Source organism: Bifidobacterium catenulatum subsp. kashiwanohense JCM 15439 = DSM 21854, from assembly GCF_001042615.1.
In the GTDB taxonomy this organism is placed as follows: Bacteria; Actinomycetota; Actinomycetes; order Actinomycetales; family Bifidobacteriaceae; genus Bifidobacterium; species Bifidobacterium catenulatum.
The window spans coordinates 2,308,680-2,322,822 of sequence record NZ_AP012327.1; the positions used below are offsets into that span (position 1 = coordinate 2,308,680).

A 14,143-nucleotide genomic window follows, 5' to 3' on the forward strand; every position below is an offset into this window, starting at 1 on the left:
AACAATATGCGTTCTTTCGCGGATTGACCGTCAATCGTTGATTTGCCTACTGTCGACTGCCGATTTGATGACCGGATATCGTTGCCATATTACGGAAAAACGTCGCCCTAATTGCAACTCAACTGCGCAATCGCATTTTTATGATGATTTTTGCGCGCTGAAGCGAGCTATTCCAACAGCAACCTGCGTAAGGCAAGTACCATGGGTTCCATGAGCGACTTAAGCGCATTGAATCTGGAGGCGGGCAGCCTCGTTGGCGGATATACGTTGATTTCACGGCTTGGATCGGGGGCAATGGGATCGGTCTGGCGTGTGCGCGATGACGGCGGACACCAGTATGCGATGAAGATCTTGCGCGATTCCCTTGCCGAGGAAGATGCATCCGGCGAGCGTTCCCGCGATCAGCTGACCGCACGCGAGCGCCTGCGCAGGGAGGCGATGGCGCTGCAGAAAGTGCGTCATCCAGGCGTGTGCGGCATTGTGGATATGGAATTGGATGATGCTCTGGCCTTCATTGTGACCGAGCTGATCGATGGCAAGAATCTGCGTGAGGATGTGCGAGCCAACGGCCGGTATGTGGGCGACGATCTGGAACGGTTGGGACGCAAGCTGATCGAGGCGGTGAAGGCCGTGCATGCGGCCGGTATTGTGCACCGCGATATCAAACCGACGAATGTGATGGTGTCGAATACCGGACCGGTGTTGGTGGATTTCGGTATTGCCATGGGCGAGGGCGAAAGCCATGTGACGCGCACGGGTTTGGTTATGGGCACTCCGGGATTCATCGCACCGGAAATCATTGATGGCGCGGAATCCGATGAGATGAGTGACTGGTGGTCGGTAGCGAGCGTGCTGGCGTTTGCCGCTACCGGCGAACCGGTGTTCGGCACGAAGCCGATGATGGCCGTGTTGGAGCGTGCCGCTGCGGGAAACGCGAATTTGGTCGGGCTTCCGGCGGGAACCATGGCCGCGTTCCGTTCAGCGTTGAATCCGGATCGTACGAAACGTTGCACGCCCGACGAATTATTGCAAGCGATTGCGTTGGATGCGTTGAATCCGCAAGCTTGGGATGCTGCGGATACCGCTTCGGATTCGGGTTCCACTGCCGGCATATCGGAGGCGATGCCCCCTTTTGCTGAATCGCCTGATAATCCACGAGAGCTTTGGCGGGCGCTGGATCATGTAACGGGCGAAGACGCCATCGGGACGCGCACATTGCCGCAATTCGTTGAGGCCACACAGACAATCGGCACAACCGGTATTGCTGACATAACCGATACTGTTATTGCCGATGCGTCCGATGCCGACACCTCGGTCATGGATATCAACGCACATACCACGACGATTCCTCTTGGCACCGGCACGCGCGTGCTGCCTGTCATGCTGCCTGTCGATAGCGGAGATACCAGCGTGCTGCCGCAAGATGCGCCACAGGACGCACCGCAATCCACGCGGGTGATGCCGGTGCAGGATGCGTGGAATCCCACTCAAGAAGCCACACAAATCGATCCGGCCATCAAACCGGCGTTACAACGCATTGCCAACCAACGACCACCGGCGGTAATACCGAATGCGTCGGTTGAAAAGGCGCAAAACGTGCAGGCGCAAGACATACCAACGTCCACTATGCCAGTTATGCCGGCCACTCCGATTACGCAGGCGTCCCCAGCGGCCCCGTTCAACCTGAATGCGCCGCAACCGCCGAATCCGGCCGACGTGCTTCGTGGCGAACTGTTGAGCCGAGGCACGCTCCTCTGCGCGCTTCTGGCCATTCCTGTGGCGTTGTTCGGCTTGTTCTCGACTTGGCTGGCCTGGGCTGCGGGTGCACTACTGGCTTGGCTGCTCGCCACCATCGGATTCAATATGGAAGCGCAGCTGGAGCGTGAAGGCCGCCGTGGAGGCAACCGAAAAGCCTCCGACTGGTTTGCACGCGCGGCCACGCTGCCTTGGCATGTGCTCAAAGGGTTGGGCTATGCGGTGCTACGCGCATTGATCATGGCCGCGATCGCCACATTGGGATTGGCGATCGCCACAGTCGCGCTGCAATTACCGTTCGCCATGGTGGATACCTCGATATTCGGATTCACGATTCCACTGCCGACTTGGATTGAAGGACCGGTTTCGCAAAGCGGTGTCGTACAAGCCGGCTGTTGCGCCATCGGTTGGCTGATATGCGCTCTCACTCCAGGGGCTCTGGCGCTGCGATTGGGAGCTGGAACGCTACGTGGCCGCCCGAAATCCAGCACTCCTGCGGAATCGTATGAAATGTAGTGAAAACCAAGAATCGGCAAACGTTCGCAATCCTCAGAAAAACATCAGACAATCGCACGTAGTATGACAACGTAAGCTTTTACGAAATACTTCATTCAGCGATAGCACGCCCACACTACTATGGTGCGCAACAAACGATGAAACATCGAAAGGAATGTGGATGGCCCAGAACAGTAAGGATGCGCAGAAGCGCGCCAGCCGCGCCGAGCGTAGGGCCGCTGAGGCCGCGGCCATGAAGGCCCGCGCCGAACAGATGGAAAAGGAACGCAAGCAGCAGACCATCATCGGCGCCATCGTGGTGGCCGTACTGGTGATCCTGGTGGCGATCGGCGCGTTCACCGTGTATCACAACATGCACAAGAATGCCAAAACCCAGGCTCCCACCCAAACCGTGGAAGAGGCATACGACAAGCTGCAGAAGGTCAAAAACACGCCAAAGCTCGTCGACGACAAGGGCGGACTGCTGATTTCGAAGAATGGTTACGGCAAGTCCGTCGACGGCGCTCCGACGGTCGCGATCTACATGGACTTCCTGTGCCCGGGTTGCGGCAACCTGCATCGTCAGCTTGATGCGGATCTGCAGAAGATGGTCGATGCGGGGCAGATCAATCTTGACTTGCATTTCATGGCGTTCCTGGATGGATGGTCCACTGACGAATATTCGAGCCGTGCCGCGAATGCCGCAATCTACTTGGCAGAACATGACAGCAATCCGACGCACCTGATCACGTTCATGGAAAAAATGTACGCCGAAGATTTCCAGCCTGAGGAAAGCTCGAACTACAAGTCAGTCAGCGATGATCAGATCAAGGAACAGATGATCGCCTCGGGAGTTTCCGAGGATGTGGCGAACAAGGCGTTCGGTCGCGACTACCAGGATTGGCTTGACGCCATCGACACCTATACGCCGAAGCGTTCCGAACTGTGGAACGCGTCCGGAACCTACAAAGACAGCATGACCACCCCAACGGTGACCATAAACGGCAAGTTCTGGAATATGAACCAGCTGAGCACCGCGCAGGAGACCATCGAGGAAGGCTTGCTGGAGGCCATCGGAATCAATTCAGACGATATTGGAAAGGAAGGCGTAATGCCCTCCATCGGCTCCGACAAGGATCCGATCTCCAACACCACTGGCGAGTGATTAGCCCCACTCAATCCTCATAATCGAAAAATAATGCCCCCTACTCGCCAGCGTGTCAGCCAAAACGCAGTTCTAAGTTGACGGCATCGGGCACGCTGGTTACTCTATTCAATCGTTGCCATTTTTATGCATTATGCTAGAAAGCGGCACAAGCCTCCTTAGCTCAGATGGCCAGAGCGGCCGCCTTGTAAGCGGCAGGTCGTCGGTTCGATCCCGACAGGAGGCTCGAAACCCGTTTCAACGGGCTTTGACCTCTTACCATGGGTAAGTGATCCAGAAGCCTTCCCCCAACTTATGGCTTCTGGCGACCGGACGAGGCTTCCCCCAACCTGCCTTGTCCGGACAGGGGGCAGGACATCCCCTTCTCTCCTGCCCCCCTTTTTCTTTATTCCTTTTCCTCGAAAATGTGGCGGTATAGATAAAACCAGCGGACCCCATGCCATTCGTCCCGATCTGACCGTTACAATGACGGCGATGTAGACAGTCGCTGGAAAGAGGACGTATGACGAGAAGGTGGACCCCCCGGAGATTTGTGACGCTTCGGCGTGTTCGTGTGACGGCATGCGTGGTCTCATTGACACTCGCCTCGATGCTCGCATTCGGCGTAGGCGCGCGCAAAACCGTAGCTCTGACCATCGATGGCGAAACCACCACCGTAACCACATACGCAATGAGCGTCGACCGTCTGCTGCAGGAACGCGGTGTGAAGGTCAAAACGCATGATCTTGTGGAATCCACCAGCCCCACCAGCATGCTGAGCAACCATGACGTGGTTACGGTACGAAGCGCCTACCAGACCACCATCACCATCAACGGGCAGGAAGTGCCTTTCTGGACAGTGGCGACCAGCGCCGAACAGCTAATCGGCTTTTTCGAACAAAACGAAGCAGACGCGGCAAAAGTCACCGTCAGTATCGACAACGTGTACAACAAACTCACCGGCGGACTGATCATCAACCAAAACGGACCGGTCACCGTCATCTCAGACGGGCAAAGCTCCGAAGCGCCAAATGGCAAACTGCCGGCGGCCTCCATTCTTGACTCCAAAGGCATCACGCTAAACAAGGAGGATCGCGTCAGCGTCGAAAAAGACAACGGCGAAACAATTCTGCGCGTCCGCCGCGTGACGCACGGCGAGGAGACACGCACGAAAGCGGTGCCATTCGGCACGCAAACCATCATCGACCCCAGTCTGCAGCCTGGCGAAGTCGTAGTCAGGCAGGAAGGCGAGGAAGGCGAAATTCAGCAAACGTACGACGTCACGTATGTGGATGGCGAGAAGGAAAGCGAGACGCTAACCAACGAAACGACCACAAAAATCGCCCTTGACCGGATCGTCGCAGTAGGACCGGCAGCATCTTCCGACGATTCGGGGTCGGATGGCGGATCCGGCAATTCCGGAGATGCTGGCAATTCCGACAATTCCGGGAAAAACGATAATTCGGATAAGAACAGCAATTCCGATAATTCCGACAAGAAAAACGATTCGAACAATAATTCCGACAATACGGACAATTCGGGCGACAACAAGAAAGACGACAGCACGAAGGACGATTCCGGATCGAAGACGGACCCGGATCCGACACCAACTCCAGACCCGACCCCCACGCCGAATCCGACGCCCACGCCGAATCCGACCCCTACGCCCACCCCGACACCGCAACCTTCCGATCCTTCAGCGGGATGCCGCCTCTACCACCCCTCCCCCGCGCAGGCACAGGTCTACGCGGCCGGAGCCGCGGCGCAATATGGCTGGACCGGACAAAACTGGACCGATCTGGTGAAACTGTGGACCCGCGAATCGAGCTGGCTGTGGTATGCGGAAAACGCATCTTCCGGAGCTTACGGCATCCCGCAATCGCTTCCAGGCAGCAAAATGGCGGCATTCGGCGCACACTGGCGTGACGATGCGGCCGTACAGATCGACTGGGGCCTAAGCTACATCGCGCAACGCTACGGCAGCCCATCGAAGGCATGGGAGCATTCCGAACAAGTTGGATGGTATTAAACAACGCCGATCGCAACAATACGCAAACGTAACAACGCACACTTTTTCATACCAGTTGAACGGATAATGAGGTAATGACAGAAAACGCGAACGAAACCAACGAAACCGACGAAACTATGCAAGGCCGCCTGTTGGGGGCTGCTGACATTCGCCGTATCGCAGCCGAGGCCGGTATCAGCCCGACAAAAAAATTCGGGCAGAATTTCGTAATCGACCCGGGCACGGTTCGTCGCATCGTGCGCGAGGCGGGTGTGACCGCCGACGATCATGTGCTGGAAGTCGGACCTGGATTGGGTTCGCTGACATTGGCGATTTTGGAAACTGGGGCGACGATGACCGCCGTGGAGATCGACCCGCCCGTTGCGGAACGACTGCCCGGCACCATCGCCGAATTCATGCCGGATGCGGTGGATCGTTTCCGTGTAGTCAACCGTGATGCACTGACCGTAACGCCGGAAAATCTACCTGATTTCAATAATGACGATTCGTTCACGCTCGTCGCAAATCTGCCATACAACGTGGCCACGCCGATTCTGCTGACGCTGCTGGAACGTTTCGACAATCTCGGAACTTTTCTGGTGATGGTGCAGAAGGAAGTCGCGGACCGACTGAGTGAAAAGCCCGGTTCAAAGATCTACGGCACTCCAAGCGTGAAGCTCGCATGGTACGGCACCGCGGGACGCGTGGGCATTATCGGGCGCAATGTGTTCTGGCCGGCACCGAATGTGGATTCCGCGCTGGTGCTGTTCAAACGATACGAGGGCGGGCACACACCTTCCGCCAATAATCCCGACGGTTCCGTGGTAGATCGCGAAACCGTGTTCCGTCTCATCGACGCCGCGTTTGGGCAGCGCCGCAAAACCCTGCATGCCGCGTTGAAGAAAATCGTACCTTCCGAAGCGTTTGAGCGGGCAGGCATCGATCCGACGCGACGTGGCGAGACGCTTACCATTGACGAATTCGTGGCACTGGCACGCGCCATAGGCGAGGTGCCGGAAGCATGAGCGGCAACGGCAACGCAATCAATGAAGTCAGTGTGGACTGCCCTGCAAAAACGAATCTGACCTTGCACGTGGGGGCGCCACGCAGCGAATGGGGTGGCCGGCACGAGCTGGACACTATTTACTGCGCCGTCGGCGTATACGACACCGTCACCGCCAGCAGTAAAAAGCCCGGAGCCGGTTTCTCATTGAATCTTGATGGAGCATATCTTGGTGATCTGGCCTCATCCGGCAGTGACATGCGACGCAACCACGCAGTGCTCGCCCTGTTCGCCATGGCCGAAGCGAGCGGCCATGAACCGGACGTGGCGTTGAACATCGAAAAACGCATTCCCGTCGGCGCAGGCATGGCGGGGGGTTCCGCCGATGCGGCCGCCACGATTCTGGCGTTGAACACGCTATGGAATCTTGATTGGCCCATCGAACGGTTGCAACAGGTCGCCGCTACATTGGGCGCGGATATGCCGTTCTGCCTGACCGGAGGCTACGCGCGAGGCGCAGGCTTCGGCGAGCGGATCGAACAGCTCAGCGAGCACAGCAACGACGTGCGCGAGTTGACGAAACAGGGCTTTGCGGGCCGTCTGCTGGTCGGCGCGTATCAGGCGGAACTGCGCACGCCGGAAGTGTATGCCATGTTCGACCAAATCGGTGCCGGCGCAGGAGACAACAATCATCTGCAACAAGCGGCGATCTCACTGCACCCACGCAGCGGACAGGCAATCGACGAAGCGTTGCGGGCGGGCGCAAAGCAAGCGTTCGTCTCCGGATCCGGCCCTTCCGTAATCGCATTCGTGCCAACCGACGAAGCCGCACGCGCCGTGCAGTCGGCATGGCAGCAAAGCCGTTGCGTCGACCGCATCATCGCTTCCAAGGCGCCGGCCCATCCGATTGCGCATATCATCGCGTAACAGTAAGGTTGAAATCAACCGTTTTTTGGAGAAGGACTCGTACATGACTCAGGCTAACGACGAGCGCGCCGCGCGCAAACAGTACATTCGCCGCCGTCAGAAGGTGGCGTTCACCATCACCGGCGCCATTTTGACGGTCGCATTGGTGATTTCCTTGCTGTTCTTCTTCCATGTTGGAGGATTGGGCAAAGTCAAGTCGGCTGCGGTACAGCCGAATCACGGCCAGCAGGCTCCTTGTGCCGCTCAGGAACAGGACGGCAGCAAAGGCAAGTACGTGGAGAACCGCAACATCACCGTGCGCGTGCTCAACGGCACTGAATTCTCCGGCTTCGCACAAGCCGTCAGCAGCGCGCTGCAGAATCGCGAGTTCAACACCCAGGCCGCCGGCAACTACACCAGTTCCAAGGTGGAGCGCACGATGATTATCTTCGGCAAGAACGCCATTAATCAGGCGTACACGGTGAACAGCAACTTCACCGACGCGAAAATGGTGATGGACGATCGTGAGGATATGCTAATCGACGTTGTGGTCGGCGCGACCTTCGACAATCTGCAGAATGAGAAGCAAGTGCCGACCGCCGGCAAGAAGATCGAAAGCTTCGAAGGATGCGTTACCGTCGACAAGATGACCGACGTACAGAAGGCTCCCGAACACGACGCAGTTTGATTTGCTGAGCCTGTGGATTTGCAGACTGACCGCACGATTCTGTTTTTCATTCGAAAATGCAAATCGTGCGGTCAAAATATTGAAATTGTGCGATCAGAAGGCAGATTATTCGGACTGCTGCTCCTCGTACCAGCGATTCAACTCGGCAACAGCGACATCACGCTCGACCGGGCCGTTATCGAGACGATATTCCAGCATGTGCTTATACGCCTTGCCAACCAGCGGCCCCGGTTCAATGCCGAGTAGCTGCATGATTTCGTCACCATTCAGATCAGGGCGGATCGCGTCGAAATCCTCCTTCTCCTTCAGATCGCGCACGCGCTGTTCCATCTCGTCCATCGCCGACGAAAACACCATGGCCTTGCGCTTGTTCTGCGTGGTCGCATCGGCACGCGTAAGGCGGTTCAGGCGCTCGTACAGCGGGCCTGCGTCCTTGACGTAACGACGGACCGCGGAATCCGTCCACGGCTCCTCCACGTAGCCATGGAAGCGCAAGTGCAGATTGACCAGCTCGCTGACATCCTCGACCATATGATGGTCAAAATGCAGAGCCTTCAAACGCTTGCGAGTCATTTTCGCACCGACAGCATCATGATGATGGAAACTCACCTTGCCACCCGCCTCGAAACGACGGGTCTTCGGCTTGCCGATGTCATGCATGAGCGCAGCCAAACGCAACGTCAGATCCGGAGCTGGCACAGGGCCGTCCGGGCCGGTTTCGAGAGCGACAGCACGATCAATGACGATCATGGTGTGCTCGAATACGTCCTTATGGCGATGATGTTCGTCAATTTCGAGCTGCAATGCCGGAATTTCCGGGAAGACAATATCCGCAAGACCGGAATCAACCAACGCTTCGATACCTGCACGCGGGCGATCGGACAGCAGCATTTTGACCAGTTCGTCGCGTACGCGCTCGGCGGAAACGATTTCGATGCGATCGACCATGTCGGTCAACGCTTCAGCGGTTTCCGGTTCGATGCGGAAGCCCAGTTGCGCTACGAAACGCACGGCACGCATCATGCGCAGCGGATCGTCGTCGAATGACTGACGAGGATCGACCGGTGTGCGCAACACGCCCTTGGCCAAATCGTTCGCACCGCCGAACGGGTCGACGAATTCCAATTCGGGCACGCGCAACGCCATGGCGTTCACCGTGAAATCACGGCGGGAAAGATCGCCTTCCAGCGTGTCGCCATAATTGACTTCCGGCTTGCGCGAGTCGGGGTCATACGTGTCGGAACGGTAGGTCGTTACCTCAACCTGCACTTCCGTGCCATCCTCACGACGACGCATCGCACCCAACGTGCCGAATTTGCGTCCCATATCCCAAAAGCCATCACGCCCGAAACGGCGCAAAATATGTTCAAACTGCTCAGGACGCGCCGATGTGCAAAAATCCAAATCATGCGATTTGCGATGCAACAGCAGGTCCCGAACGGGGCCTCCCACCAACGCCAATTCATAGCCTTCTTCGGCGAACATACGCCCTAATTCAATGGCCTCTGGCCACACTTCGAAGTTCACGCCATCCCTTTCCGGCACCACAAGTTTCTGCCCTACCAGCATACCGTTACCCCACCTGCACACAGAATTGAGTATGGTTGGAATCATGATTACGCCCGCAGACCTTGCACGCATGCTTGCCCATGCTGCGGACGACCATACCCAAAATCCGATGGCACCGGACAAACTGCTATACACATCGCAGTCCGTTTCCTTGCGGCAAGAGACCATCATCACGCCCAGCGCACCCACCCCAGCAATGATGCCGCAGCGACGCGCCACAGACGGTCCGACCACATTCGCCTCGCTCGACGCGCAGGAACTGCCGGTGGTACGCGAATATTCGGCGGGCGGTCTCGTATTCGACGACAAGGGGCGTGTGGCGATCATCGCACGTCATTCACGCAGCGGGCATTTGGAATGGTGCCTGCCGAAAGGTCATATCGAAAAAGGCGAGACACCGCAGCAAACCGCCGTTCGCGAAGTACATGAGGAAACCGGCATTTTGGGTGAAGTGATCGATTCCATCGCCACCATCGACTACTGGTTCACGGGAACCAACCAGCGTGTGCACAAACTGGTGCATCATTTCGCATTGCGCCAGATCGGTGGCGAGCTGACGGTGGAAGGCGACCCGGATCATGAGGCGGAAGACGCGATTTGGGTGGATTTTGCTGATTTGGACGACGTTCTCAGCTACCCGAACGAACGAAAGATAGCATGGTTGTACGCAAGGAAACTCAACAGACAGGCGTGAAGGTGAATCAACCCGCACAACGGAACGTTCCGCACGGCATACGTGCCCTTTCGGCAATCCTCGCCATGGTCATGACCATGGCGTTGATGTTGTTATATGCACCTACGCCACATGCCGAAGCCGAAGAAACCCAGGAAAAACAGGAAACACAATCGGGAGCCATGCTGTCGATTGACTCTTCCACAGCCGTGCTGACAGACACTTCCGGCTACCATCTGAGCGCAACGGTGACCAACACCACCGATCAGGAAATCCCATCGGGCACGCTGACCCTCGCCATGAACGCCTTCTACACGTTCGTGTCGCGCAACGATATCCAGGAATGGTCGGAAGGCATCGGGCAGATCCCAACGCCCGATATCGTGGGCCAGAGCGAGGTTCCCGCGCTTCAGCCGGGAGCTTCGGCGAACGTGCGCATCGACGCGGAATCAAGCCAAGAAGCACTGGCATCCATCCACTCCTGGGGTCCCAAGCCCGTCACGCTCAACTATGAGGCCGACGGCGTCCAGCAAGACGAAGCACACACTTTCGCAACACGGACCGGAGCCGGACTCAACACCCCCGACACGCCCGCGATGAATATAACCATCGTGCAGCCGCTCGAAGCGCAGGGATGGACCACCGACAACACCATGCTGGAACAACTCGTCAACAAAGGTGGCGTCACCTCCGCGGAACTTTCGAAAATCGCCGTCCCCGGCAAAGAAGACGAGGCACGACTCAAGTCTCTGGAACAGACGTTCACCAAGCATGACAAACTGCAGGTGGTGGCCGATCCGACTTATCTGAAGGCGATGTCGATGCCGACGCAAGTCGACGGCATCACGCAACCGGCCCTGTTCGACATCACCGCCTATTCCGCGCTGAACGACAGCAAAACCTATGATTCGGCAGGCGTCGGCACCTCGCAATGGAGCGCCAAACAGGCCTTGAAAAGCTACCAATCGGCGTTGGGTGACCCGAACGCGAGTATGGCCACGTATGCATGGCAGGGCACCGGCAATTGGACGATTGAAGCGCTTACGAAAGCCAAACAGCAGGGGTACGACACCGTCATCGCCACGCATGATTTCGAAGAAAGCGATGCGACCACCGCGGAAACAGGCAAGGCCATAGTGGCCACCGACGCGGGCGACGTCACCGTACTGACCGCACAAAGCGTGCTTTCCGACCTTGCGCAGGGCAAGGCGACCAGTTCCGACGCCGAAGCGAATGGCGAGGGAACAACGGCCGGGCGTCTCGCACGATTCGTCGCGCAAAGCGCGTTCTACCAAATGGAACAGCCGTATGCGGAACGCAACCTGCTAGTCTACCTGAGCGACAATTCCGATCCGGCCGTCGTGGACGCGCTGATGACGGACGTCGAACAATCGCCATGGTTGAACATCACCGATCTGAACACATTAAGCAACGCCGACCCCGCTTTGAGTGGCGACGACGCAGCCGCGATCGTGCCGCAATCCGACGGAATCAATGATGCGACGCGAGCCAATCTCAGGCAGACGCTCAACACGCTGGCGGCCTCGACAAACGACATCAAACGATTCAACGCATCCATCCTCACCGACATCGCCGACGATGCCAAACAGGCCCCCGCAGGCCTCAAAGCGTGGCGCAGGCAGCTCGTCGACGCGCACGGCATCATGGCCCTGCACGCGCTAGGCGGCGAAAATCCAGCCGGAAGCACCATGGTGGAAGGAGCCGGGCAACTGGCGTCCCTGCTCATCAACGGCGTGGCCATCACACCGACGGAAAACGTCAACGTGGTCAGCGAAACCGCGCAAATGCCCGTTACCATCAGCAACAGCCACCCCTATCCGGTCACGGTAAAAGTCTCATCGTTGACCAACTCCATGCAGATCGTCACTTCGCGTTTCGACACCGTGGAAGTGCCCGCGCACGGCGAAGCCCAAGTGGCGTTCACCATCCGTGTGGCCACCTCCGGCACCGCGGATGCCACACTCAGCCTGCAGGACAGGCAGGGCATCACATTCGGAGCGACACAAACCACCCACATCACCAGCGCATTGCAGATCAGCGACAAAAGCGGCTTCATCATCATCGGCATCGCCGTGCTGCTTGGAGCTTTGGGACTGTGGCGCCAATTCCACCGTAAGAAGGATCCCGACGAATGAGTTCTTCCGTTGGCCGTAATTCACTGATCATGGCCTCCGGCACCGCGGCCTCGCGCGTGACCGGGCAAATCCGTACCATTCTGCTCGCCTGGGCTTTAGGCACCACCGGCTATGCGGCAAACGCCTACCAGGCCGGATCCATGATTCCGCAGGTCATCTACACCCTGGTTTCCGGCGGTATCTTCAACGCCGTGCTCGTACCGCAGATCGTGCGCACGTTGAAGGCGAAAGACGCCGAAACCAAGCTCAACAAGCTCATCACGCTCGCCATCACCATGTTGTTGGCGGTGGCGATTCTGATGGCACTGTGCACTCCGCTGCTCACCAGACTGTATGTGAACGGCAGCCCGGAAACCATGGCGTTGGCAACCTCGTTCACCCTGTGGTGCATGCCCCAGATCTTCTTCTATGGCCTGTATACGGTGATCGGCCAGATTCTTGCGGCCAAAGACCATTTCACCGCGTATGCGTGGAGTTCGGTGGGTGCGAACATCATCAGCTGCATCGGTTTCGGCACATTCATCGCATTGTTCGGCCGCGCCACGGAACATCCGCTTGATTTCTGGACCGCTGACAAAATCGCTTTGACGGCCGGAACATGGACGTTGGGCGTGGCATTCCAGGCGTTGGTATTGTTCATTCCGCTGACCAGAATCGGACTGAAATACCGTCCGCAATTCGGACTTCGCGGCATCGGCTTACGTTCCATGGGTCCGGTCGCGGCTTGGAGTGTCGGCATTGTCGTGATCGACCAGCTCGCCAATATCGTAATCACGCGCACGTCCACCAACGCGCCGATGCTCGCGCAGCAGCAGTTCGGCATCAATCCGCTCGACGTGGCCGGCAATGCCTCATACCAGAACGCGTACACGATTTATATGCTGCCGTATTCGCTGATTGCCGTTTCGCTGGCAACCGCGATTTTCCCGAAGATATCCCGTGCGATCGCCGACCATAATATCGCCGAAGCGCGCGCCGATCTAAGCCAGGCACTGCGCAATATGGGCGTAATCATGTGCTATTTCTCGGTCGCTTTCGCAGTGATGCCCGTTCCGATCATTCTCGCGTTGCTGCCGTCTGTGAGCGTCAGAGAGGCGATTCTCATGGCGGGACCGTTGGTCACGCTTGGCGTAGGACTTCCGTTCGCCAGCGCGTATCTGATTATCCAGCGCACGTTCTATGCATTCGAAGACGGCAAATCGCCGTTCATTTTCATGCTGTTCGCCATGGGCATTCAAGCGGTAGGCGTGATCATCGGCGCGAGACTACTCCCCCCTACCGAATGGGCGACAATGATCGGCGTGATAGGAGCCATAAGCTACATACTGCCGATCCCCATCCTGTATGCCATGCTGCGCAAACGATTCGAAAACAATATCGACGGTCCGCACATAGCCATCTCATATCTGAAATCGATTGGCGCGGCAGCAGCTACCATGTTCATCGGCATGACGGTACGTGACAGCGTCTACCAGCTTGTCGGCGCCCAAATCGGAGCGGCGGACGGTCATATGAACTGGATTCAGGCAGTGGCATGCGCCGCGCCGCTGGCCATAGTGACCTTCATCGTTTACGTGGGCATGTTGCGGCTGCTGCGTTCCGAGGAATTCAACGAGACGATCGCGCTGATTTCCTCACGTATTCCCGGACTTCGCAAGCCGACCAGCCCCAACGATAGACTGGAACAGGGCGACGCCGAAAACGGCGAGTGACCATAGGTAGAACAAACGTTTACAAAAAGTTGAA

At 57.5% G+C, this 14,143-nt stretch carries 10 protein-coding genes and 1 tRNA gene; 10 read left to right on the forward strand and 1 reads right to left on the reverse strand.

Translation table 11 applies throughout. The features are described from left to right. The first annotated feature begins 201 nt into the window (after window positions 1-201). From BBKW_RS09710 to BBKW_RS09740, 7 genes are all read left to right on the forward strand, one after another. The gene (locus BBKW_RS09710) at window positions 202-2,271 is read left to right on the forward strand and encodes a serine/threonine-protein kinase (RefSeq protein WP_033501600.1); all 2,070 of its coding nucleotides are present in this window, start codon (window positions 202-204) and stop codon (window positions 2,269-2,271) included. A gap of 160 nt (window positions 2,272-2,431) precedes the next feature. Further along, complete coding sequence (locus BBKW_RS09715; protein ID WP_033501599.1) at window positions 2,432-3,415, forward strand: DsbA family protein; 984 nt, start codon at window positions 2,432-2,434, stop codon at window positions 3,413-3,415. A 152-nt stretch (window positions 3,416-3,567) separates the two neighbouring features. Then, window positions 3,568-3,641 (forward strand) — tRNA-Thr (locus BBKW_RS09720). Between the two features lie 276 nt (window positions 3,642-3,917). Continuing rightward, window positions 3,918-5,423 carry an aggregation-promoting factor C-terminal-like domain-containing protein gene (locus tag BBKW_RS09725; RefSeq protein WP_033501598.1) on the forward strand — a complete coding sequence of 502 codons (1,506 nt, stop codon included), beginning with the start codon at window positions 3,918-3,920 and terminating at the stop codon, window positions 5,421-5,423. Between the two features lie 74 nt (window positions 5,424-5,497). Then, window positions 5,498-6,427 carry a 16S rRNA (adenine(1518)-N(6)/adenine(1519)-N(6))-dimethyltransferase RsmA gene (gene rsmA / locus BBKW_RS09730; protein WP_033501597.1) on the forward strand — a complete coding sequence of 310 codons (930 nt, stop codon included), beginning with the start codon at window positions 5,498-5,500 and terminating at the stop codon, window positions 6,425-6,427. Beyond that, complete coding sequence (locus tag BBKW_RS09735; RefSeq protein ID WP_033501596.1) at window positions 6,424-7,332, forward strand: 4-(cytidine 5'-diphospho)-2-C-methyl-D-erythritol kinase; 909 nt, start codon at window positions 6,424-6,426, stop codon at window positions 7,330-7,332. The genes rsmA and BBKW_RS09735 overlap by 4 nt, the downstream gene beginning before the upstream one ends. A gap of 43 nt (window positions 7,333-7,375) precedes the next feature. Further along, window positions 7,376-7,999, forward strand: a complete 624-nt coding sequence (locus BBKW_RS09740) for a LytR C-terminal domain-containing protein (protein WP_033501595.1) — start codon at window positions 7,376-7,378, stop codon at window positions 7,997-7,999. A 105-nt stretch (window positions 8,000-8,104) separates the two neighbouring features. On the opposite strand, the gene BBKW_RS09745 is transcribed toward BBKW_RS09740, so the two are convergent. Further along, entirely contained in the window at window positions 8,105-9,526 is a 1,422-nt protein-coding gene (locus BBKW_RS09745; RefSeq protein ID WP_033501612.1) for a CCA tRNA nucleotidyltransferase, read from the reverse strand. Between the two features lie 73 nt (window positions 9,527-9,599). On the opposite strand from BBKW_RS09745, the gene BBKW_RS09750 reads away from it, so the two are divergent. The 3 genes from BBKW_RS09750 to murJ are packed head-to-tail and all read left to right on the forward strand — an operon-like array spanning window position 9,600 to window position 14,109. Continuing rightward, window positions 9,600-10,262: an NUDIX hydrolase gene (locus tag BBKW_RS09750; RefSeq protein WP_033501594.1), complete on the forward strand. Its 663-nt coding sequence runs from the start codon at window positions 9,600-9,602 to the stop codon at window positions 10,260-10,262. Beyond that, window positions 10,226-12,397, forward strand: a complete 2,172-nt coding sequence (locus BBKW_RS09755; RefSeq protein WP_048349555.1) for a DUF6049 family protein — start codon at window positions 10,226-10,228, stop codon at window positions 12,395-12,397. The genes BBKW_RS09750 and BBKW_RS09755 overlap by 37 nt, the downstream gene beginning before the upstream one ends. Beyond that, window positions 12,394-14,109: a murein biosynthesis integral membrane protein MurJ gene (gene murJ / locus BBKW_RS09760; protein ID WP_033501593.1), complete on the forward strand. Its 1,716-nt coding sequence runs from the start codon at window positions 12,394-12,396 to the stop codon at window positions 14,107-14,109. Before BBKW_RS09755 ends, murJ begins: the two co-directional genes overlap by 4 nt. The last annotated feature ends 34 nt before the right edge of the window (window positions 14,110-14,143 follow it).

Excerpts from the sequence above, each read along its gene's own strand:
- rsmA (WP_033501597.1), top strand. The coding sequence starts at position 5,498 with ATGACAGAAAACGCGAACGAAACCAACGAAACCGACGAAACTATGCAA.
- BBKW_RS09755 (WP_048349555.1), top strand. The coding sequence starts at position 10,226 with ATGGTTGTACGCAAGGAAACTCAACAGACAGGCGTGAAGGTGAATCAA.
- BBKW_RS09715 (WP_033501599.1), top strand. The coding sequence starts at position 2,432 with ATGGCCCAGAACAGTAAGGATGCGCAGAAGCGCGCCAGCCGCGCCGAG.
- BBKW_RS09710 (WP_033501600.1), top strand. The coding sequence starts at position 202 with ATGGGTTCCATGAGCGACTTAAGCGCATTGAATCTGGAGGCGGGCAGC.
- murJ (WP_033501593.1), top strand. The coding sequence starts at position 12,394 with ATGAGTTCTTCCGTTGGCCGTAATTCACTGATCATGGCCTCCGGCACC.
- BBKW_RS09735 (WP_033501596.1), top strand. The coding sequence starts at position 6,424 with ATGAGCGGCAACGGCAACGCAATCAATGAAGTCAGTGTGGACTGCCCT.
- BBKW_RS09740 (WP_033501595.1), top strand. The coding sequence starts at position 7,376 with ATGACTCAGGCTAACGACGAGCGCGCCGCGCGCAAACAGTACATTCGC.
- BBKW_RS09750 (WP_033501594.1), top strand. The coding sequence starts at position 9,600 with ATGGTTGGAATCATGATTACGCCCGCAGACCTTGCACGCATGCTTGCC.
- BBKW_RS09725 (WP_033501598.1), top strand. The coding sequence starts at position 3,918 with ATGACGAGAAGGTGGACCCCCCGGAGATTTGTGACGCTTCGGCGTGTT.